This window comes from Streptomyces nymphaeiformis, from assembly GCF_014203895.1.
Lineage (GTDB): Bacteria > Actinomycetota > Actinomycetes > Streptomycetales > Streptomycetaceae > Streptomyces > Streptomyces nymphaeiformis.
In genome coordinates this window covers 609,889-630,482 of record NZ_JACHJY010000003.1, presented here as the reverse complement: position 1 = coordinate 630,482, position 20,594 = coordinate 609,889, and the positions used below count along the sequence as shown (strand labels likewise).

At 68.8% G+C, this 20,594-nt stretch carries 19 protein-coding genes and 1 pseudogene; 9 read left to right on the top strand and 11 right to left on the bottom strand.

The genetic code is table 11. The annotated features are described in order from the left end of the window. Positions 1–299: 299 nt before the first annotated feature. Together GGE06_RS43720 and GGE06_RS12890 are read left to right on the top strand one after the other, a co-directional pair. On the top strand, positions 300–1,919 hold the full coding sequence (locus GGE06_RS43720; protein WP_221517999.1) for a PucR family transcriptional regulator: 1,620 nt from the start codon (positions 300–302) through the stop codon (positions 1,917–1,919). A gap of 284 nt (positions 1,920–2,203) precedes the next feature. Beyond that, positions 2,204–2,725: pseudogene (locus tag GGE06_RS12890) on the top strand (transposase); the annotation flags it as partial. Positions 2,726–3,126: 401 nt separating this feature from the next. On the opposite strand, the gene GGE06_RS12885 reads toward GGE06_RS12890, so the two are convergent. Then, positions 3,127–3,465 carry a thioredoxin family protein gene (locus GGE06_RS12885; RefSeq protein WP_116162511.1) on the bottom strand — a complete coding sequence of 113 codons (339 nt, stop codon included), beginning with the start codon at positions 3,463–3,465 and terminating at the stop codon, positions 3,127–3,129. A gap of 370 nt (positions 3,466–3,835) precedes the next feature. On the opposite strand from GGE06_RS12885, the gene GGE06_RS12880 reads away from it, so the two are divergent. After that, on the top strand, positions 3,836–4,441 hold the full coding sequence (locus tag GGE06_RS12880) for a cadmium resistance transporter (protein ID WP_116162513.1): 606 nt from the start codon (positions 3,836–3,838) through the stop codon (positions 4,439–4,441). A gap of 422 nt (positions 4,442–4,863) precedes the next feature. Here GGE06_RS12880 and GGE06_RS12875 read toward each other — a convergent pair whose 3' ends face one another. Further along, on the bottom strand, positions 4,864–5,031 hold the full coding sequence (locus GGE06_RS12875; RefSeq protein WP_184930887.1) for a hypothetical protein: 168 nt from the start codon (positions 5,029–5,031) through the stop codon (positions 4,864–4,866). 184 nt (positions 5,032–5,215) lie between these two features. Between GGE06_RS12875 and GGE06_RS12870 the strand changes: the two genes are divergently transcribed. The 3 genes from GGE06_RS12870 (at position 5,216) to GGE06_RS12860 (ending at position 7,498) form a co-directional block, all read left to right on the top strand. After that, entirely contained in the window at positions 5,216–5,779 is a 564-nt protein-coding gene (locus GGE06_RS12870) for a TetR/AcrR family transcriptional regulator (RefSeq protein WP_181924711.1), read from the top strand. Then, positions 5,776–6,330, top strand: a complete 555-nt coding sequence (locus tag GGE06_RS12865) for a hypothetical protein (RefSeq protein ID WP_116162521.1) — start codon at positions 5,776–5,778, stop codon at positions 6,328–6,330. Before GGE06_RS12870 ends, GGE06_RS12865 begins: the two co-directional genes overlap by 4 nt. A gap of 433 nt (positions 6,331–6,763) precedes the next feature. Continuing rightward, positions 6,764–7,498 carry a transposase family protein gene (locus GGE06_RS12860; protein ID WP_116162523.1) on the top strand — a complete coding sequence of 245 codons (735 nt, stop codon included), beginning with the start codon at positions 6,764–6,766 and terminating at the stop codon, positions 7,496–7,498. 13 nt (positions 7,499–7,511) lie between these two features. Here GGE06_RS12860 and GGE06_RS12855 read toward each other — a convergent pair whose 3' ends face one another. The 9 genes from GGE06_RS12855 to GGE06_RS12815 all read right to left on the bottom strand — a co-directional run bounded on the left by GGE06_RS12855 (position 7,512) and on the right by GGE06_RS12815 (position 16,842). Continuing rightward, entirely contained in the window at positions 7,512–7,748 is a 237-nt protein-coding gene (locus GGE06_RS12855) for a hypothetical protein (protein ID WP_184930886.1), read from the bottom strand. Between the two features lie 62 nt (positions 7,749–7,810). Continuing rightward, positions 7,811–8,659, bottom strand: coding sequence for a JmjC domain-containing protein (locus GGE06_RS12850; RefSeq protein ID WP_116162527.1), 849 nt, complete (start codon positions 8,657–8,659; stop codon positions 7,811–7,813). 25 nt (positions 8,660–8,684) lie between these two features. Further along, complete coding sequence (locus GGE06_RS12845; RefSeq protein ID WP_184930885.1) at positions 8,685–9,743, bottom strand: aldo/keto reductase; 1,059 nt, start codon at positions 9,741–9,743, stop codon at positions 8,685–8,687. A 145-nt stretch (positions 9,744–9,888) separates the two neighbouring features. After that, the gene (locus GGE06_RS12840) at positions 9,889–10,638 is read right to left on the bottom strand and encodes an SDR family NAD(P)-dependent oxidoreductase (protein ID WP_181924712.1); all 750 of its coding nucleotides are present in this window, start codon (positions 10,636–10,638) and stop codon (positions 9,889–9,891) included. Then, positions 10,628–11,326, bottom strand: a complete 699-nt coding sequence (locus GGE06_RS12835; RefSeq protein ID WP_184930884.1) for an O-methyltransferase — start codon at positions 11,324–11,326, stop codon at positions 10,628–10,630. Before GGE06_RS12835 ends, GGE06_RS12840 begins: the two co-directional genes overlap by 11 nt. Continuing rightward, the gene (locus tag GGE06_RS12830; protein WP_184930883.1) at positions 11,323–13,143 is read right to left on the bottom strand and encodes a M3 family metallopeptidase; all 1,821 of its coding nucleotides are present in this window, start codon (positions 13,141–13,143) and stop codon (positions 11,323–11,325) included. The genes GGE06_RS12835 and GGE06_RS12830 overlap by 4 nt, the downstream gene beginning before the upstream one ends. Then, a complete protein-coding gene (locus tag GGE06_RS12825) occupies positions 13,140–14,399 on the bottom strand; it encodes a tetratricopeptide repeat protein (RefSeq protein WP_184930882.1) in 1,260 nt (419 codons plus the stop codon). Before GGE06_RS12825 ends, GGE06_RS12830 begins: the two co-directional genes overlap by 4 nt. Then, on the bottom strand, positions 14,396–15,454 hold the full coding sequence (locus GGE06_RS12820) for an arginase family protein (RefSeq protein ID WP_184930881.1): 1,059 nt from the start codon (positions 15,452–15,454) through the stop codon (positions 14,396–14,398). The genes GGE06_RS12825 and GGE06_RS12820 overlap by 4 nt, the downstream gene beginning before the upstream one ends. 26 nt (positions 15,455–15,480) lie before the next feature. Continuing rightward, a complete protein-coding gene (locus GGE06_RS12815) occupies positions 15,481–16,842 on the bottom strand; it encodes an MATE family efflux transporter (protein WP_184930880.1) in 1,362 nt (453 codons plus the stop codon). A 491-nt stretch (positions 16,843–17,333) separates the two neighbouring features. On the opposite strand from GGE06_RS12815, the gene GGE06_RS12810 reads away from it, so the two are divergent. From GGE06_RS12810 to GGE06_RS12800, 3 genes are all read left to right on the top strand, one after another. Next, the gene (locus GGE06_RS12810) at positions 17,334–17,501 is read left to right on the top strand and encodes a hypothetical protein (RefSeq protein WP_181924716.1); all 168 of its coding nucleotides are present in this window, start codon (positions 17,334–17,336) and stop codon (positions 17,499–17,501) included. A 205-nt stretch (positions 17,502–17,706) separates the two neighbouring features. Continuing rightward, a complete protein-coding gene (locus tag GGE06_RS12805; RefSeq protein WP_181924717.1) occupies positions 17,707–18,780 on the top strand; it encodes an outer membrane protein assembly factor BamB family protein in 1,074 nt (357 codons plus the stop codon). Continuing rightward, positions 18,777–20,576 carry a M3 family metallopeptidase gene (locus GGE06_RS12800; RefSeq protein ID WP_184930879.1) on the top strand — a complete coding sequence of 600 codons (1,800 nt, stop codon included), beginning with the start codon at positions 18,777–18,779 and terminating at the stop codon, positions 20,574–20,576. The genes GGE06_RS12805 and GGE06_RS12800 overlap by 4 nt, the downstream gene beginning before the upstream one ends. Positions 20,577–20,594 lie beyond the last annotated feature (18 nt).

Here is a 20,594-nt window from a genome sequence, read left to right as displayed (position 1 = left end):
GCCTGGCGGCGCTCGCCCCGGACGCGGCTGCGGGGGTCCCGTCGCTGAACCGGGCGTCCGACCGGAGCGTGTAGGTGAACGTGGTGGCGAGCGCGCTGGTGCCGGCGGCTGCTTTCAGCACGCCGCGTCTACTCATGGGGTGGCCGCTGTGTTCGGAGGAATGCACGGTCTCTCCTCATCGCCGGAGTGCGGGGGCGCCGGATCTGGCTGGAAAACGCCGTCGGCGAAGTGAGGCCCAACGTATGCCCGCCCACAGGGGCTGTGCATGTCCACTTGGCACAGTCATCTGGAGATCGACAGTGCACGATGACACCGTGCCTGCTCCTGTGATGTTGACCGAGCTGATCAGAATGGCGAGGCTCACGCTGAGCCTCGCCACCCCCGGGCCCGATCCCGACACGGTCGCGATCCGGTGGTTCGGGGAGCACCGGCCGGCCGGCCCGGAACCGGAGGAACCCGAGCAGCGCCTGGACGGGTACCGGGTGCTGCTCGGCAGGCCCCGCGTGGGTGGCCCGGCGGTCGACTGGCCCCGCACCGTGGAGCACCTGGTCGCGGCGGGCGCGGCCGCTCTCGCCATCGGCGTGACACCGGACGAGGACGTGGTGCCCGGCGAACTGGTCCGTGCCGCACTCGCTTGGGACGTGCCGGTGGTCCGGATCCCGCCGGAGACGACCTTCGACGAGGTGACGCAGGCGCTCGCCGGCCTGGTCTTCGCATCCGACCTGGACCGTGCGAACCGGCTCGCCATGACCTACGGCGCCCTGACGCAGAGCCTGACCCAAGGCCGTGGCGTCCAGGCGCTCGTCGAGCAACTGCACGGGTACATCGGCGCTCCCACGGCGGTAGAGGACCTGCGCGGCCGGACAATCGCGAGCTCACCCCTCCCGTGGCCGACGATCGAAGACGGGCCAGACTGCGAAATCGGAGCGATCGAGTCGAGCCGCCGCCTCCGCGTCCACGGCGCCGATGTCGGCCGGGTCCGATTCATCGGCCTGGAGGCCGCCGACGCGGAGGCGGCCGAATGCGCGGCCACCGTGATCGCCCTGGAACTCGGACGCCTGCACGCCTACCGCAGCGCGGAATCCGACGCACTGGGCTCACTGATGGAGGAGGTGGCGGGATACCGGTCCGACGACGCGCACGCACAGGATCGCCTGGACGCACTCGGGATCGACGGCCGAGCCGCGCACCGTGTGGTGCTGGCCCGCCTGCCGGCGAACGTCACCGGACGACTCAGGTCGGTCCCCTGGCAGCTGGCCGAACTGGTGGGTGCGCGCCCCACGATTCCGACGGGGATCCTCGACGAACTGGTCGTCATGCTCGTGCCCGGCGACCGCGATGCCCTCGCCGAGGCTCATGCGCTGCACGAGGAACTGCTGGGCTTCGGCAGCACGGTGCAGGTGGGACTGGGCGCGGCGCACCAGGGGGCGTCCGGTCTGAGAATGTCATGGCACGAGGCGCTTGAGGCCTCGAGCCGCGGGCCCGGTGTGCACGAGGTCGCGGTGGTCAGCCTGGCCGCTCTCGTCCTGCAGAGCCAGAACGACGCGGTACGGCGACTCGCAGCCGAGACCCTCACCCCGCTCAAGAAGAACGAAGCAGCCTCCGGCGCCGACCTCGTCCACACCCTGGCCACCTACCTGGAGGAGCGGGGCTCCGTGAGCCGCACGGCAGCACGCCTCTTCGTCCACCGCAACACCCTCCGGCACCGCCTGAAACTCATCGAAACCCTGACCGGCCGCCGACTCGACACCATCTCCGACTGGGTCACGCTCTGGCTCGCACTGGTCGCAGACGGGACGGCCCCGAAAGGCAGCCAGGAAGACCCGAATCAATCGCCCCAGCCTCGGCAGGCCCAACCGCGTCATAAGCGTTCACCGAACCCTGAAGGCCAGGCCAGAGCCCATCTGGACGGAGGGTGAGGAGATCACGCTCCTCGCTTCTCCCCAGAGACTGCGGCTGCGATGTCGCCTGCTGAGTGTGCGGGGGCGGGAGAGGAACAGCGACATCGTGCCAGATGCTGGCTTTTGCTGACCTCCGAGGCTCGCAAGCCGCCGACCTGCGGTGATGTGAGTTGATCACCATGTGTTGGAACTTCGTGGGCCGCACAGGCGAGGAGATCCGCCAGGCCCGCGAGGACTGCATGGCGGGCGACCGCTTCGGCAAGGTGAAGGGCTACGACGGAGACCGCCTGAACGTACCGGAGGTGCTCGCTCTGGCCCATCTGCGGTGCGGTGGCACTTACGCCCAGCTCACCGCCGGGTTCAGCATCGGCATCGCGACCGTCTACCCCTATATACGCGAAGCGATCGGGGTACTGGCCGCCCTGGCACCGGCCCTGGCCGAGGTGATGACGACGGCATCGACGAAGGCGTTCATGATCCTGGACGGCACGCTGCTGCCGATCGACCGGATTGCCGCCGACACCCCGTACTGCTCCGGCAGGCACAAGCGGCACGGCATGAACGACCAAGTCCTCACCGATCCGTTCGGTTGCTTGCTGTGGGCATCCCTCTGCCCTTCCCGGAGTCACCCACGATCTGACCGCCGCTGGCTCAAGCGACGGAAGCGACGGCGCAACAGCGGTCCTGCCAAGATCCGGTGCGCCGGCGAGCAGGCCATGGCCGCCCCGAAGGGCTGGCGCCTGCTGCGAAAGCTCCGCTGCATCACCAACCGGATCCCCGACCTCGTGAATGCCGCTGACGTCCTTCATCACACCTCAACGTGAGGTTGGAAAACGCTCAGTGGCCAGAGGGAGCGGCGATGTTGCCGGGCCGCCTCGCGGAGGATCTTGCGCACGCGGTATTTGCCCGGTGGTCTGCGGTCGAAGCCACGACGGCACCTGATCTCATTCACCGCTCCCAGTAGCCGCCGTCGCACGGTAGGAACAGGCCCGTCGCGAGCTCGCCGAGCAGGTCTTCCCCGACGTCGAGCACGGCCAGGAGGACGATGCGCCGATGTCGTTGGAGGACGTCCGCGCCCACAATCGCCAGGCCGCCGAAGCCGTGCGCGCGGCTGCGATCCGCCGGGCCCGAGCCGAGCGTGCCGCCGGGCGGAACGGCGCTGGCTGTGTGGGATCCGAGACAGCACGCCCACGGGTTGCGTGACGGGCCTCGCGGCCGCAGCAGCTCAGAGGTGGCCGTCCAGGAACTCCCGTACCTCGGCGATGGTCATGAGCCCCGTGCCGTGCGCCACCGCCGCTCCCGCCTTCAGTAGTACGTAGGACGGGGCTCCGGTGACTCCGTATCGCTCGGTGGCGACCGGACAGCGCGTGATGTCGGTGCGGACGACCGTCAGGCGGCCCGTGTACTCGTCGGCGATGCCACCCACGACAAGGTCCATCGCCCGGCAGGGCTCGATCGCCTTGGGCCATGTCCCGATGAAGTACGCGAGGGCCGGGACTCTGCTCATCCCGAGGATGAAATCGAACTCCGCGTCCTCACGCGGTTGGTGAACCCGCTTCGCCATGGAAGCTCCTGACCTCGCGTTCCGTCATTCCCTCCCCATCATCCCCCTCCCGCGCTGCAGAAGAGCACCGAGTACGACCGTCACGTTGTTCCCCTTCACGTGCGGCGGGGTGTGGCTTTGTTCACGAAAACGGGTTCTGGCCCACTTTCCGTGAAGCCGGGCTGATTCGCCGTGCGAGCAGCCAGCGGATGCAGGGAACCGGCAGGTCGACGGCTTGGCATCGGGCTGACGCGAACGCGGCCGACGGACGTCCACGGAAAGTGAGCCAGAAGCCGAGAACGGACAGCACCGGCCTCTGCCCCCTTGGTCGCGGCGGTTCGGGCCCCGGTACCGTCACCGGGACACCTGAATCGAAGGAGAACGGCTCCACGTGGAACTGGGCATCATCGGGCAGGCGGCCGGCTTGTTCGCCGTCACCAACATCGACGACATCCTGATCCTGGCGCTGTTCTTCGCCCAGGGCGCCGGGCACCCCGGTTCCACCCGCCGAATCGTGCTGGGCCAGTACCTGGGCTTCGCCGCGATCCTCGTCGTGGCGGTGGCCGCCGCGTTCGGCGCCACTTTCCTGCCCGAGTCCGTCATTCCCTACCTCGGTCTGCTGCCGCTGGCCTTGGGCCTCAAGGCCGCCTGGCAGGCCTGGAAGGACCACCGGTACGGAAGCGAGGACGAGGAGGAAGAACAGACCAAGCAGGGCGGGCCGGGCCCGCTGGAGGTCGCGGCCGTCACCTTCGCCAACGGCGGCGACAACATCGGCGTCTACGTGCCCGTCTTCGCCACCGCTGGCGCCGGCGGGATGACCGTGTACGCCGCAGTGTTCCTCGTGCTCGTGGCCGTGTGGTGCTTCGCAGGCAAGTTCTTCGCGACCCGGCCTGTCATCGCCAAGGCCCTCGCCCGCTGGGGCCACATCCTGCTGCCCCTGGTCCTGATCACCATCGGTCTGCTCATCCTCATCGAGGGCGGCGCCTTCGGCCTGTAACCCGGGCAGCCACCACCGGACCAGTTCGAATCCGTCACGCTCTTGGGGTGCCTCCTCTTCTCGTGTGCAGAGCCCCCAGAGGGTCCTCCTACAGCTGGACGCCACGCCACAGGTGTCGGAGGCGGCGTTGCAGGTGGCCAAGTGGTGTGTCCTCCTGAGCCGGTCGACCGGCAGCGCGATCGCGGATCTCAAGGGGCACGACCTGCACACCGGCCCCCTTTCGCCGCCGTCTCCGGGGTACGCCCAACTTCTGGACGGCGAGGGCGATCCCGAGGCGTACGTGCAGCAGTCCGTGCAGCGTCGTCACCTGACCGCCGCCGTCTCCGGCGGGGCCGCCGGCGAGAACGTCCTCTTCCGCGAAGGGTCTCGCCCTCAAGCCCAGCTGAACCGCCGACGCCCCGGCCCACGCTCTACCGGAACTGTTACGGGGCGGGCAGGCGGCGGGCGAGAGCGGCGGCAAGCTGCCCGGCCGCTGGGCCGCTCCCGCCAGGGTCGAGCTGCTCCAGGAGCTGGAGGTGCGCGATCGTCTCGCGGACCTCGGGGGTGGTGAGCAGAGCGAGGCGGGGCTCGTCGGAGTAAGGGCCGGTCACGGGCAGGTCGGTGCGTTCATCCTTTCGGGCTACTTGGTGCCGGGCTCAGGCTTCCGTTCGGGAGGGTGGGCAGCCTGGTCGTACAGGGTCCACCGTCGAGGCCGCTATGCCACGGTCTGAATCATCCACTCGCCGGCTCCGGTGCCGATTGACGCCCTTGGCTAATGACATTAGCCTCTGGGCTATGGTTGTTAAGAGGTCGCTGACGCCGGCCGCCGTGGTCGACGTGGCGCTCGGCATCGTGGACGAGCACGGGCCGGACGGCCTCACGCTCGCCGCCGTGGCGCACGCCTGCGGGGTCGCCACGCCGTCGCTCTACAAGCACGTGGCGAGCCTCGGCGAACTGAAGACGCTTGTCGGAGCGCGGGTGCTGGAGGACATGACCGACCGGATCGCGACGACCGTCCTGGGTACCAGCGGCGACGAGGCGGTCACTGGGTTGATGCGCGCCTACCGTGCGTACGGCGCCACGCACCCGAAGCGGTACGCCGCGCTGCCGATGGACCCGCTGCACGACCCGATCCAGGAGGCGGCCGGCGCGAAGCTCGTCGGCGTCATGTATGCCACGCTGCGCGGCTACGGGCTCGAGGGCTCGGCGGCCGTGCACGCGACCCGGCGCCTGCGGGTGCTCGTGCACGGTTTCGCGTCCATCGAATCCGAGGGCGGCTTCGGCCTGCCGGAAGACCTCGACGACACCTACGACCAGCTCATCCAGATGTATCTCGCCACCCTGAGGAGCGAATCATGAGGATCCCGCTGTCCGTCGCAGGCGTACTGTTCTTGCTCTACCCCGCCCTCCGCCCGTGGGAGGACGAGTCCACCACCTCGGGTGCCGCCGCCGCGATGGGCTCCACCGCGTGGATCGTCGCGCACCTGTGCGCGATGATCGGGTTCATCCTGGTTGCGATTGCACTGCTGTCGATCAACCGCGTGGCGGCGATCGTGTTCTGGATCGGCGCCGGCCTGACGCTGCCGTACTACGGCGCCGAGGTCTTCGGCCTGCATGCGATGGCCAACCAGCCGAACGTCCTCGACCTGGCCGAGGACGTGCGTTACAACCCGTTCGCGATGACGATGTTCGGGCTCGGGTTGCTGACCATGGCGGCGGGCGCGATCCTCGTCGCCGCCCGGATGCGCACGGCGCCGGCGATCCTGTTCGCGGTCGGGTTCGGGCTGTTCCTGCCGCAGTTCTTCGGTACGCCCGCGCTGCGGATCGCGCACGGCGTACTGCTCGCGGCCGCCTGCGTGTGGCTGGCCTGGGACGCGAAGCGGGTCCAGCCCGCGCCGGTGTCGGCTTGACTTGAGGTCGTTGCCTTGTGCGTCTGTGGCTCCGACCTGTGGCGCGCGGTACCGGACAGTCGATGATCACCGCGATCAAGGTGTTGCTCAACCCCTGATTCTGCGCACGGCGAGTGCGCGCGGAGGCCATTCGGGCGTCCGCTCCCGCAGCCCAAGTCGCGCTGAAGAGCGGGGGTCATCTCAGCTCCCCGAGATCTGCCGACGGCGGTGAGATCGGCCAATTGACGAACGATCTGGCCGCGAGGATCTGCCGGCACAGTGAGCTCTTTCCGACCTCGCGGCGCTGACCACGAGTTGGACGGTCCTGCGCAACGGCGAAGCTCCTGGTGGACGGGTTCTCGACCAAGATCACCCATGTCCGCCAGGAGCTTCGTGTGCTTGTCTACCCTTCCCCAAGCTCTCGGCTTCGCTCGAGCAGGGGAGACCCCATTCGATCGGCCTGTCCACCCGCGCCCTTCAGTACCTGGCGGGGCGGCTCCGGGCTCGGCGGCGGGCGATCGGGACGCGGTGGCGACGCCTGCCGGTCGGGAATCAGGCCCTGCTGGTCCTGGCCCACCTGCGGTGCGGCGATACCTACGCCCAGCTCGCCACCGGCTTCCGCATCGGCACCGCGACCGTCTACCGCTCCATACGCGAGGCCATCGACGTCCTGGCCGCTCTGGCCCCCACCCTGGACGAGGCGATGAAGACCGTACGGACGAAGGCATTCGCAATCCTGGACGGCACCCTGCTGCCGATCGACCGGATCGCCGCCGACACCCCGTACTGCTCCGGGAAACACAAACGCCACGGCATGAACGTCCAGATCCTCACCGACCCATTCGGACGGCTCCTGTGGGCCTCGCCCGCGCTGCCCGGGTCCACCCACGACCTGACCGCCGCACGCACTCACGGCATCGTCGACGCGCTCGCCGAGGCAGGCGTGAAGTGCTGGGCGGACAAGGCGTACCAGGGCGCCGGCCGACCGGTCCGCGTGCCGTTTCGGGGCCGTCGACTCAAGCGGTGGATGCGCCTGCACAACAGCAGCCACGCCAAGATCCGCTGCCTCGGCGAGCAGGCCATGGCCACCCTCAAGGGCCGGCGGCTGCTACGCAAGCTCCGCTGCAGCACCAACCGGATCACCGACATCGTGAAGGCCGTCGTCGTCCTTCAGCACGCCTCAACCTGAGGTTGAAATAGGCTCACTGCATCCGCTCGTCCGTCGACAGCCCGAACCGCCGCTCGACCCGGTTGAACCAAGAAACTACCGGTGGGCGTGAAGCGCACGTGGAAATGCGGGGTGCGGCCAGCCGTCGCTGGATCTGGCCGATGACCTCGCCGGTGGCGGTGTCGAGTGCGGCGAACAGGGGGATGACGCCACCACGGACGTAGCCGTGGGTGCGATACGAGGAGATCGTCACCGAGAACCGAAAGCCCATTCAGACAGCAGATCCTGCGGTGATCTTTGGCAGCCTCGCCCGAGACGCTGCGCTCGGACGGCCTACTCACCCCCTGCTTGCTGGTGGTCGGCAGCGGTCAGGTGCTCCCTCTGGAGGGCGGTGACGGCTTCCAGGACGGCCTCGTCGCTCATCCTCTCGATCAGGGCACGCGTCGCCTTGTGCAGTCCGGCGGCCACGGCCTCGCGCTGTTCGGAAGAGAGTCCGGCGTGGAAGGCGGGGATGGGCTGGTGGCCGGTCATCCGGTGCTTCAGGACCTGCGTGAGGAACGGTACAACGGCCGTCTGCAGGGAAACCGCCGGGCAGACCAAGGACAGGCTCAGGGAGTCCGCGTGGGAGACGCCTGAGTGGAGCCACATCAGAGGGATGTAGAGGAGATCGCCCGGCTCGAGCGTGAAGCACACCTGGTGCTCGGGCTCCGGCGGCAGGGGATGGGCGCCGACCCCAGGGACCTCCATCATGCGGCGAGCGATGTCCTGCCGGTCGATGTGGCCGGGGGAGGCCAGCCTCCACTCCTTGGTCCCCTGCTGCTGCAGGACGAAGTTGTCGCTGTGGTCGAAGTGCGAGCCGATCCCGCTCGGGGTGTGGGTGCGTACGGTGTCGAACCACGTGCCAGGCGTACCGAAGAGGGCACCGAACCGGGCGGTCTTCGCCGCGAGACCTTCGTGGAACCGCGACACGTCCTCGATGAAGGTGACCTCACCCTCCCGTTCCAGGACGTTGTGGCCACCCGCCCTGGCACAGGCGAGTGCGGCGTCGAAGTCCGCCACCGACCAGGTGGCGCCGAGGAAGTCGGCCGCCGCGCCGCGTACGTACAGGGGTTTCTTGCGCCAGTACTCCGTGAAGAACACCTTGGTGTCGAATGTGTCTCGTGTGTATTCCTGGATGTCCATGGCAGTGCTGTGCCTCCGGTGTCGTTCAGGGAGCCGGTACAGGGGGAAGGGCCACGGCGGAGGGGTCGCCGCCGAGGATCGTGGGAAGGCCGCCCCGCGCGCCTTCGTGCGGGGCACCGAGGGGGACCGCGCTGACGCGGTTCAACCGGGCCAGGTGGCCCGGGGCCAGTTCGAGGCGCAGCGCGCCGAGGTAGGTGTCCAGCTGCTGCAGGGTGCGCGGCCCGACGATCGGGATCCGGGGCGACGTCGCCCCGGGTGAGCGCTGCAGCAGCCAGGCCGTGGCCACCTGGGCCGGGTGGGCGTCCAGCTCCTCGGCGATCGCCAAGACGGTGTCCACGACGACTGTCTTCTGCCGCGTGTTCTCCTGGTGCACCACGCCGCCGTCCCAGTCCTGCAGTCGACCGGAGCTGCCCTGCCGGTACTTGCCCGTCAGCAGGCCGCCGCCGAGCGGGGACCAGGTGGCCGTCCCGAGCCCGAAGGCGTCGGCCATGGGCAGCAGTTCTCGCTCCGCTGTGCGTTCGACGAGGCTGTACTCGAACTGCAGGCCCGTCAGCGGCGCCCAACCGCGTAGTTCGGCCAGAGTGGCAGCGTGTGCCGCCCGCCAGGCGGGGAAGTTGGACAGACCGATGTGCAGGACCTTGCCGGCACGGACGAGGTCGTCGAGCGCAGCCATCGTCTCCTCCAGCGGAGTGAGCGGGTCCGGCCAGTGCACCCACAGCAGGTCCACGTGGTCAGTGCCCAGCCGCCGCAGACTCCCTTCCAGAGACCGGATCGTGTTCTTCCGGCTGTTGCCCGTGGTCGATATCCGGGGCCGGCCGTCGGAGCCGAGTCCGAATTTGGTGGCGACGACGAAGTGGTCCCGGTCGTGTGCAAGGAACTTCGCGAGCAGCTGTTCGGACTCGCCGTCCTGGTACATGTCGGCCGTGTCGATGAACGTGCCGCCCGCCTCCGCGAAGCGCTCGAACATCGAGCGGGCGGCCGCCTCGTCGGCTCCACCGCCCCACACGGTCCCGAAGTTTGCTGTTCCTAGGGCGAGTTGTGAGATCCGCAGGCCTGTTGTGCGGCCGAATGTCGTGTAGCGCACGGTCTTTCTCTTCGTTTCTTCTCGTTGTTCCGGCCGAGCGGCGCGGGAGACGTGCGGCGCTTCGGCTGCGGGCCGTGAGTGTTTGGTCGCGCGGTTCCCGCACGGCCACGGAGTGTGATGCCGCACCGGACTTCCACGAAGCCGTTCAGATGAGAGAGCCCGCCGAGCCGCCGTCGAGACGGAGCACCATGCCGTTCGCGGTACGGCCGAGGTCGGCTATGTACCGGATGCTGCGCAGGCACGCCTCGTAGGCAATGAGGTGATCGATCACGAGGTCGGGGTTGGACTTGCGCAGGAACCGTCGAGTCACGTCGGCCAGCGGCAGGTTCAGCTTCTCGGCCACCCGCCGCAGGTCCGCCTGCTTCTGATCGTCGTCCAGCGGCCCGAGCAGGAGCGTGGCCACGGCGATCGGGCGCGAGCGGCAGGCTTCGGCGAGCCCGGCGGTCAGCAGTCGGAGTGCCGCCTTGCTCGCCGCGTACGGAGCGGCGTCGCGGTCCGCGTGGAACATGGACTCGGAGTTCACCATCACCACAGTGCACGGCCGATCCTCGGGCTGGGCGGCAAGCAGGCCGAGAGTGAGGTGGTAGGGCGCCAGGGCGTTGACCCGGAGGATCTCCTCGTGTTCGGTGAACGTGGGGGCCCGCCCGGCGGGGGAGTAGCGCACCGCACTGTGCACGACCAGGTCGACGGCCCCACCGAGCTCGGTGACGATTCCGGCATGGGTGTCGGGCCGCGCCAGGTCGGCCTGGACGTAGCCGAAGGGGACCTCGCCGATCTCGGAGGCCGGTCGGCTCCCTACCCCGGTCACCGTGTGCCCCTCGGCCGCCAGACGGGTGGCGAGGGCCAGGCCGAGGCCGTGGCTCGCCCCGGTCACCAGGGCACGCTCAGTGGACACAGGTGGCCTCCTCGATGGTGTCGCGGGTGGGTTCTTCGGCCGGGTCGTCCAGCCTGCGGCTGATGAGCAGGCCCGTGCCGCTTCCGGCGAACGCCGAGAAGAGAAGCGGGCTCCGGCCCACCGCTCGGCAGTAGGTGTGGATGGCGGCCGACTCCGCCTCGCCGTCCCCACCGCTCTCGTGTCCGAAGTCGCCCTGGGCGAAGGCGTCGTCGGCGACGAGCAGCCCGCCTGGTTCCAGGAGGGGGAAGCCCAGCTTGAGGTAGGTGGGGTAGGACTTCTTGTCGGCGTCGATGAAGAGCATCCCCACGCTGCCGGGTTCCACCGCCGCCAGGTGATCGGCCGCGTTGCCGACCACGAGGTCGACGCGATCGGCGACGCCGGCGATCTCGAAGTTCTCCCGGGCCAGTGCGGCTGCGGCCGGGTCGTTCTCCAGTGTGGTCAGCCGCCCGCCGGGAGGCAGCCCCCGGGCGATGTGTATGGCGGAGTAGCCGAACAGCGTGCCCACCTCGACGACCCGTCGGGGGCGCTGTATCAGGGTCAACAGCTGCAGCAGGCGGCCCGCAGCGTCGTCCACCATGATGGTCGGCATCCGGTCGCCGTCGAGCGACCGGCGCAGGACGCGGTCCAGGACCTCGTCGCGAGGCCCGAGGACGGCCCTCACGTAACCCGTAGGGGGGGCGATGCTCATGCGATGCCTTCCAGGTCGGAGCGGTCGAAGAAGGCGAAGACGGTGCCGCTGTCGGGGATGGCCGAGGGTGCGTCGAGGTCGAAGCTGTCGCCGAGCGAGCGACGCAGCTCCGGCCGGATCTCCACCTCGGCCAGGGGCAGGGCGTGGTAGGGGGCGTACCGGGCGCAACTGTCGGCCGACCCCCATAGGTAGTGGAAGTTGGCCCCGGGGCTGGCCAGGAGCATCGGTTGGGTGAAATATTCCAACAGATCACCGAGGGCGACGTGGCGGGAGATTCCGAACTCCTCGTCCAAGCGCTGATAGGTCTCGCGGAGTGTTCCGCGGCCGCGCCGGTGTACCTCGAAGTCGAGCAGGGCCAGCGCCCCGCGCTCCACGTATGAGCGCCGGTACTCGAGCATGGTGATGTGGCGGCAGCGGTCCAGTGCACGGACGTCGTCGCCGGGCAGGGAGAGGAAGCGGGCCAGTTCGGGATGGTAGGCCCACTTCTCGAACCAGAGGCTGAGGAATTCCAGCCGCTCCGGTGGGAGGTACTCCAGACCGGCCCGGAAGGACAGGCGTCCCTCGATCAGCAGATGGTTGGCGGCATGTCCGAACTCGTGGAGCAGACTCAGCAGGTTCTGGAAGGTGATGCGGCCCGGCTGCCGGGGATCGCGCTGGAACCGACAGGTGACGTAGGCCGCGGGGAGCTGCTCGAGCCCCGGCCAGGCGGTACGGTTGCGCACCCCGTGGGTGTGGTTGGCGCCGACCGTCTTGTGGGGTGCGTCCCACAGGTCGAGCGTGAGGGAGCCGGCCGGCCGGCCGCCTGCCCGGGCCGACACTTCGATGATCCCGCCGGCTTCTGTGCTCGTACGGCTCAGCTCCAGGCCGAGTGCGGCACGGGCAACCGCGAACACGTAGCGCAGACACTCGTCGAGGTCGAACGACGGAATCCGTGCGCCGAGCGTCAGCCGGCGCAGCGCGTAGGCGAAATGGTCGAGTGGCGGCCCGTCCACCTCCACGGCCTGCGCCGTCTGTGTCTCGAGTGTGGCCGCGCCGCTCATCGCCCGTCTCAGGAAGTCGTGCAGGAACGTCTCGATGTCACTTTCGCCGGCACGAGCACGGCGCAGCGTCCGCGCCAGGACGCTCGTGTGCCCTTCGCCGGCGCTTTGCGCGCGCCGCTCCTCGATCAGCCGGTCGACGGCCTCGGCCAGCGGGCCTTGGTGCCGCTTGCCCACGGCACGCCACGCCGCCGTCAGCTTGGCGCGCGTCGCGGCGCTGTCAGCCTGTCCGGTCAGCTTGTAGAACAGGAGCTGGGGGCGGGCGGCTTGGTCGGCCACACCGAGCCTGCCGAGCAGATGCCGCTGGTCCTCGCGTACCTGCCCGAGCAGCGACAGGGCCTCGGTGAGCAGCCCCTCGGCGCGGGCGAGTCCCGCCCGGTCAAGAGAACGAGCCCGGCGCAGCTGGTCGACGTACTCCAGGCGGGCCTCCTCCGCATCCGGATCCGGGCAGCTCAAGGCCAGCAGCAAGCGCAGGATGCGGTCGTCGAGCTCTGGGTTGTCGTGGAAGCGCCTGCGCCACGAATGCAGCCGTTCGAGCTCGGCGTGGTCTTGGCGGGCCTCCAGGGTGTAGAAGACGTGGGCCACGTCGTTGTACACCGCCATCAGCCGGACCATGGAGTCCTGAGTCAGCCGCTCGGTGTCCACCACGGTGTTCAGCCGGCCCCACAGCAGCGCCAGGTACTCGTCGGTCCCATCGGGGACCGGGGCGGCGTTCGTGCCCGCTTGGCCCGCAGACGTTGAGCGCTGTGCCGTCCCGGGCGAAGTGCCTCGGGCGGTCATGACCGAGCGCTGCCGTCCGCGTTGGCGCCCGACCTGAGCGCGCCGAGCGCGTCGTCGAAGTAGGCGGCGGAGTCATGGGAGAGAGTACGGGCCAGGACCAGCCCTGCCTCGAGGAGCGGCTCGCTGTCGGGGGCCAGTTCGGTCAGCGACTGGTAGTGCCCAAGGGCGCGCTCCCCGTCGCCGGCCTTTTCCCGCAGCCGGGCGGCCTGCAGCAGGTGGTGGCCATAGTAGGGCGGGCCGAGTTCGGCGGCCTTCTCGTACATGCGTGCCGCAGCCTCGGCGCGGCCGGCCTTTGCCAGCACCTCGCCGAGCTCGCCGTAGCTCGGCGCCCACACCGGGTCGAGCGCGATCAGGTCGCGCCCCGACTCCACGGCCCTGTCGATGTCACCCGTGACGTACAGGTGCTCTTTGATGGAGGACTCGTGATACGTCTTGAGCAGGTGCAGCTCGTAGGCGCGGGGCGTGTGCGCATAGGTCTCTTCGGCCGCACGCCGGGCGTTGTCCATGTACTGACGGGTGGTCACAGCGTCGCCTTCAGCTGCGGGGCTCATGGCGAGCGCCCGGTACCAGGAGGACACGGCGGCCGTCGGCATGTCGGAGTGCCGGCCGACCAGTTCGCGGCCGAGCCGCAGGTACCAGCGGAAGCTCTCCTCGGGCAGTTCCTTACGCTTGAGGTACCACACGACGGCCTGGGAACAGCCGTCCAGGGAGCGGTCGGCGGGCACGCCACCGGTCTCGATGGCCTGCCGCATGCGGGCGAAGGCGCGCGGTGAGCCGACGCCGTCGTCACGGCGGTTGGCCACGATGAGTTCGAGCATGGCGACCTCGAAGGTCTCACGGGCGGTGGCGGACCGGGCCGCGGCCTGGTCGAGGAGTCGCTCGGCCAAGCCGAAGCGGGACACGCTGATGAGGGCCGACGCGACGTTGACCAGGCCGACGACCGGGAGGTCCGCGCTGTGCTCGGTCAGCTCGGCGAGGCTTACGGTACCGGGCGTGGGGCGGTGCGTGAGGTCGGCGACGGCCGTAGGGTCCAAGCCCGCGAGGAGAGCCACCTCGGTGAGGGCGTTCGGCTCGAAGACCTGCGCGAAGTCGTAGCCGTACGCAGTGGTCTGGAACTCCTGGAATTGCTCGACGCAGGCCTGGGAGAACAGATCCACGTCTGGACGGGGACCGTACTCGATGCCCAGCAGGGTCTCCTGGAAGGCGTTCCTCCCCTCGGTCCGGCGGGTGCTCGCGGGGCTGGTAGGGGCGGTCACGGCAGGCTCCTTTTCGGTGCGTGGCCCAGCTGGGCGTCGCTTCGTCGGGTGCTGGGTGTCTTGCCGGGGGCAGTGTCGCCTTCCGTGCGGGCGGACCGCTGCGCTGAGAGCCGGCTCAAGACGTGCAGCAGGATGAGCACGGCCCGCGAGGCGTCCGAGACGGTCTTCTCGTCGCGGTCGCCGCGCGCGGCCGCGAACTCGACGAGGTCGAGGCCGACCAGCCGGTTGCCCGCCAGGACAAGATCGAGCAACCGCAGCAGGTCCTGTGAGCTCAGGCCCGTTTCGGCGGGGTAGCCGGTGGACGACATCTCGTTGCGGTGCAGCACGTCGATGTCGATGCTCAAGTGGACGTCGCGGCCGCTGCCGACCGCAGAGCGGAACAGCTCCGGGTCCTGGAGCTCCCGTGAGGACAGGCACAGCTGCGTACCGATCCGGTCCAGGAAGCCGGCCATGGCCGGGGCGTCGGCGGCTTCGACGGTCGCGTACGGGGACACTCCGACCTGGATCAGCCGACCGGCGCCGATCTGGTCCGAGACATGGGACATGACGTTGGTGTTGAAGATCGGGTCCCGCGCGGTGTCCGGGTCGGCGGGAGCCCCCTCCCAGATCTGCAGGTCGAGGTGGTGGTCGAACTGCACGACCCACAGGGGTTCGTCGCGGTTCTCAGTGAGGGCCTCGACGATCGGGAGGGTGATGGAGTGGTCGCCTCCGATGACGCACGGCACCACACCGGGCGGCAGTGCGGCGACGGCGGAGCGGATGGCGGCGTGGGATTCGGAAAGGCCGAGACCAGTGAAGTCGAGATCGCCGAGGTCCACGGCGCCGGCGAGCGGCTGACGGCGATGGCGCAGGTCGAAGATCTGCGGGTTGCCGGGTCCCCAGGTGAGGGCCCTGGAAGCGGTCCGAAGGAAGTACGGCCCGTTCTCGCTGCCCGGGTGCGCGCTGCCGAGCGACGATCCGGCGCCGATGACGGCGGCATGGACCCCTTCGGGGAAGTCGTCCAGGGCGGCCTGCGGCAGCCCGCAGAAGGGCGTCGAGGGTATGAGTTTCGGCAAGGCGATGGCTTTCGGCTGTGGGAGAGTCAGGACGTCCGGGACTGCGGGACCGGGCGGATCACAGGGGACCAGTGGTCTTTGCGCAGGGCACGGCCGAAGACGTACGCGAGGATCGGTGTCTGGAGGCCGGCGAGGGCGATGGCCAGGGCAGGCGACTCCCAGACAGACACTGCGTACCAGGCAAGAGGAATGGCTATGGCGTAAGTGGTCACGGTCGACCAGACGGACATGAGCCCGCCGCGCTGGTGGACTGTCAGCATCTCGCCGTAACCGGCGGACAGGACGTAGAACGGCAACGGCAGCATGAAAGCGAGCAGCACCCACAGTGCGGCGCGGGCATCGGCTTCGCCGCTGCCGAAGACGTCTACGAGGCTGTAGGCCGCCGCCGCGAGGAGCAGGGCGGCGAGGCCGGTGGGAACGGCGATGTAGACCAGGAGCCTGCGTGCGGTCTTGGCGAGGTCCGGGCTGTCCTGGCCGACTGCGTAGCTGTAGAAGATGAACGCTCCGGAGACGCAGGACTGCGGCACCCGGCAGAACACCGTGTAGATCTTCGTCGCGACGACGGTGGCAGCCAGTGCCTCCACTCCCAGGGTGCCGATGAACAGGGTGGGTACCACCGCCCCCGCCCAGTCGTTGAGGTGGCGCACCCCGATGCCGGGGGCCGTTCGCACCATGGACGAGAACTCCGCCCACATCTCGCCCTTGTCAGGCCGTTCGAAGGACTCGGCCCGCAGCCGCATCTGACGGAGGAACACCACCAGGCTGCCGGCTGCCAGCACCAGTTGCACGCCGACCGTGGAGGCGGTGACTGCGCTCTCGGGGGAGGAGAAATGCCGGGACAGGTCGGTGTAGAGGAACAGCCAGTTCAGCATTGCGTTGATGCCGAGGCCAACGACGGGCGCGGCCATGGCCACGCGCTTCAGACCGCAGATCTTCAGGGATTCGGCTACGGCCACATGGACCAGGGCCAGGCATACGGCCCCGATCCGTATGGCGGTGTAGTCGCCCACCAGGGGGACGAGGGCTGGATCCTGGTGGATGAGCGTGAGCAACGGTTCCACGCACAGCACCACCACGACGGCGAGGACCTGCGCGGGGACGAGAGCCAGTAGGAACGCCCCTGCGAGGACGGGTAGCCGCTGCGCGGACGTGCCCTGTCCCTCGGCCATGGCCAGACGGCTGCTGAAGGTGTCGGTCAGGCCGATGAAGAACGCGAAGGCGGCCGTCACGATCAACTCGCCCTGGCCGGCGGCGGCCACGTGGTCGAGGCCCTTGGGCGCGATCATCAACAGGTCGATCGCGCCGGCCCCGACGCTGACCAGCATGATCGCGAAGACGGTCCCGGAGAGGTCGGTGAAATTCCGCACCGTGAGCTGCGTGTGTTTCATCTCAGAAGATTGCCTAACTCGTCTCGCGAAACGGAGCGGGTGAATTACCCGGACGAGACGGAAAACCAGGGACCGGGGCGGCCCCGATCGGTTGGATGCATGAGCTAACCAACGGCCTTGTTGGTTGTCAAGGGAATTGGTCATGCGTCATCCCGTCTCCGACTCGCCGGCGTTGATGGAGGCCAAAAAGGGATGCCATTTCATATAGCCGCAATGTGCCTGCCATCAAAAGTGGACAATTCGCCCCCGCCAATTCCGGATTAGAGGCATATGTCCTGTTGAAATGGGTCCCTTGTGGAGGCAGGGTTTCCAGCCGAGTTGATCACTTCGGCCGGCGATGGTTGACCGCTTGGCTGCCTGAATGGTCAAGTTTTCCAGTCCGGTGCAACCCGTTACGGGAAAGCCGAATGTGCCTGTGTGGGTCGAGACGAAGTCCCGGCATGCGCAAAATCGCCCGGCCTTCCCATTCCTCTTGGAAGTGAGTGAGAAAAATGGAGAAGTACTCGTACGAGAAGAAGCCCGCCTTTTTCCGCTGCATTTCGGCCTGTACGTTCTTTGAGGCCGACGCCGTGGAGACCGAGGCGGTCCTCGGCAACCTGACCACCGACGCGGAGCTCGACCAGGAGCTCGACGCGATCCTCGGCCTGCAGGAAGCCTGATCGAGGCCGGCCGGAGCCGAGGGCACCCGCCCTCGGCTCCGGCCCACCCCGCCCCCACGTCGGACACACGAACAGAGAGGTGTGTGCGGTGCCGACCAGAGCACCGGCGTTCCGCCACGACCCGGTGAAGTCTGTCCTGCCCCTCCACAGCGCAGACACACCGTCCTACTGGGACCGCGAACCTGCCATCTGCGGATACCGCAGATTGACCTACAACAGCCGATCGCTCGACCGGGCTGTCGACGTACCGGTCAGCGCCACACCCGCCGTCGTGCCCGGTGCGGGCGTCGTCGTCGCCTCCGACGACGGCTACGTACGGTTCCACAACACCGACCTGAGCAAGGTGTACTGGCAAAGACGCCTCAACAGCGCCGTCTACGCCTCGCTCGTCGTCGACCCCGACCGCCGACGTATCCTCGTCGCCGCGACGAGCGGCCTGATCACGTGCTTCGACCTCCGCGGAACCCTGGTGTGGGCGACCGACATAGGCAGACAGGTCTTCGCCACCCCGGCCCCGATGCCCGCCGCGCGCATCCTCTTCGTCGCCGCCTTCGGGGGCCGTGTCTTCGGCCTCGACCTCGCCACAGGCCGGATCCTCTTCGAACGTGCGGTCCCACAGCCCTGGCACACCGCACACGGCGGCTCCGCCGCCCATCGCGACCCCTATGCCAGCCCTGCCGTCACTGCCGGCGGCAACGCCGTGGTCTGCTGCGCCGAACACGTCCTGTGCTTCGCGCCCGACGGCACCGAGCTATGGCGGCGCGAGCTCGGACACTCTCTCAAGGCCTCGCCCGTCGCCCTGGATACGACCGGCCAGGTGGCCGTCGCCACAGTCAACGGCCGCGTGCACTTCCTCGACGCCGACACCGGCGGCAGCCGGTCCTGCATCGACCTGAGCGGGAAGATCGTCGCCAGCCCCGCAGTCTCCGGGCCCGTCCTTGCCGTGGGAACCCAGGACGGCATCACCACCGGCATCGACATCCGCAACACCAAGGCCCTGTGGACCTCCCGCCTCGGCGCACCCCGTTCGTACACCTCGTTCAGCGTGCTCCCCTCCGGAGATTTCATCGCCACCTTCGAACGCGGCAACGTCGTCTGCCTGCGACGCGACGACGGACGCTTCCTGTGGGAAAGCAGCCAGGTGCTCGGCATCCCCAACCACGAACCCGAGATGGACATCACCCCCGCCGTCGGGCCGGACGGCCACATGTACGGAGCCTCGTACACCGGCGCCCTCTACCACTTCCTCTTCCGGCCGCGCACCGAGGAGGACCGATGACCACTGCAACCGGCCCGCGCCCAGGGGTCCACGACATGGCGGCCTCCCTGTTGTCGGCGGCGCACCGGCTCCAGACCCTCGCCGCCCGCGACTCGCTCACCGAGGAGGACCTGACCGAGGTCCTGACACTGCTCAACAACGCCGCCTACGTCTTCCTGTACCTGGAAGCCATCGACGACACGACCACGGCCGAGTGCTTCGTTCCCTGGCAGACCCGACTCTTCGACGACCCCGACACCAACGCCCGGCTCCTCACTCTCCTCGCCCGGACGCGTTGCCGCGACGCCGCGGCCGAGGAGATCCGCCGCCACGCGATCGCACACCTGCGGGAGACGGCAGGACGGGACCGCACCACCTCGGCACGCCTCGACACGTTGGTACAGCAGGCCAGACATCTGTTGGGAGAGGTACAAGAAGACCAGACGCGCCTGCTCGACCGGCTCGGCGCGGCCTCCGCCGCCACGCCGCCGGCCATTGCGTTCTACCGGCTCGTTGCGAGTACCCGCAGTGCCGCGACGCGCGAGAAGCTGACCCGGGCCTGGCGGCAACGGCGCGACACCCCCCTCGGCGCCCTGGTGAAAACCATCGACGAGATGGTCGCCCTTCGCCACGAGCAAGCCGTGGCAGCCGGCCACGCGAGCGCACTCGCCCAGTCACTGGAGAATCGAGGCCTGCCGGAGGCAAGCATCGAGGGCTTCCTCCAAGACTTTCTTACGCGGGCGATCGCCGGAACCCGACAGCTCGAACACGAGATCCGCGACATCGTCGGTGAGGACTGCGGCAGCCGTCCCCTCACCCACTTCGGCTTTGCCATAGGAGAGTTGGCTGGACGGACCAAGGCGCCCCTGTTCGCGTGGGACGCGTGCGTCGCCTACATCAGCGCCGTGGCCTCGAAGGCCTTCGGCTTGACCCTGCGACCCGCGCCCGCTCTCACCCGCGACGAGCTGCCCGTGCTTCAGGTCAGATCGAACAGCACCGAGATCGGCCTGCTCAAGCTGGACCTTCGCCCCGCCGCGGCAGGACCTGCCGCATCACCGGCAACAGCACCAGCACCAGCACCAGCACCAGCACCAGCACCAGCACCAGCAACAGCACCTGCCCTCGGCCCGTACGGCCTCCCCGTCGCCTATGTGTCGGTGCCGCTCCACCGCGAGGGACGGATCACCTTCCAGGAAGTCCAGACCCTATTTCACGAGTTCGGCCATGCCTTGCACCACGTCCTGGTCCGCAAGCGCATGCCGTCCGCCTCGGGCCTGGACTACCTCCCCGCCGACCGGCTGGAACACGTCAGCATGTGGTTCGAGCAGTGGGCCCACCATCCTGATCTCGCACGCCACGTGTGCCGCACCCCGCAGGAGGCCGACGCCCTGAGGCGGTGCTCGATTCTTGCCAGACTCGAGCACCGCGCCGGGCTCACGGAGACGGCCGCACTGGCAGCGCTCGACTTCGAGATCCACCGCCGTCGCGGCACTGGCCTGGCCGTGGCCTTCGACCGGCTCGACCAGCGCTACGGCATAGGCGCCCACACGGACCTCGGTGACTTCGTCGCCTACTTCACCTGGCCCATCTTCATAGCCAAGCCAGGCGCGTACTTCGCCAACCTCACCGGCGCGGCGGCCGCCTGCGCGCACGTCACCCGTTACCAGGGCATCGGCCTCGACGACATGCCCCCGGACATCTCCCTGAAGCTGTTCGCACCGAGCCTCGACTTCCTCGAATCGTCGACGCTGCCCGACAGCGCCCCGCTCTTCCGTCTTTACGCCGACACCACCCTCCACGCCCTCGCCGCAGTGTGAAACCCCGCGAAAAGAAAG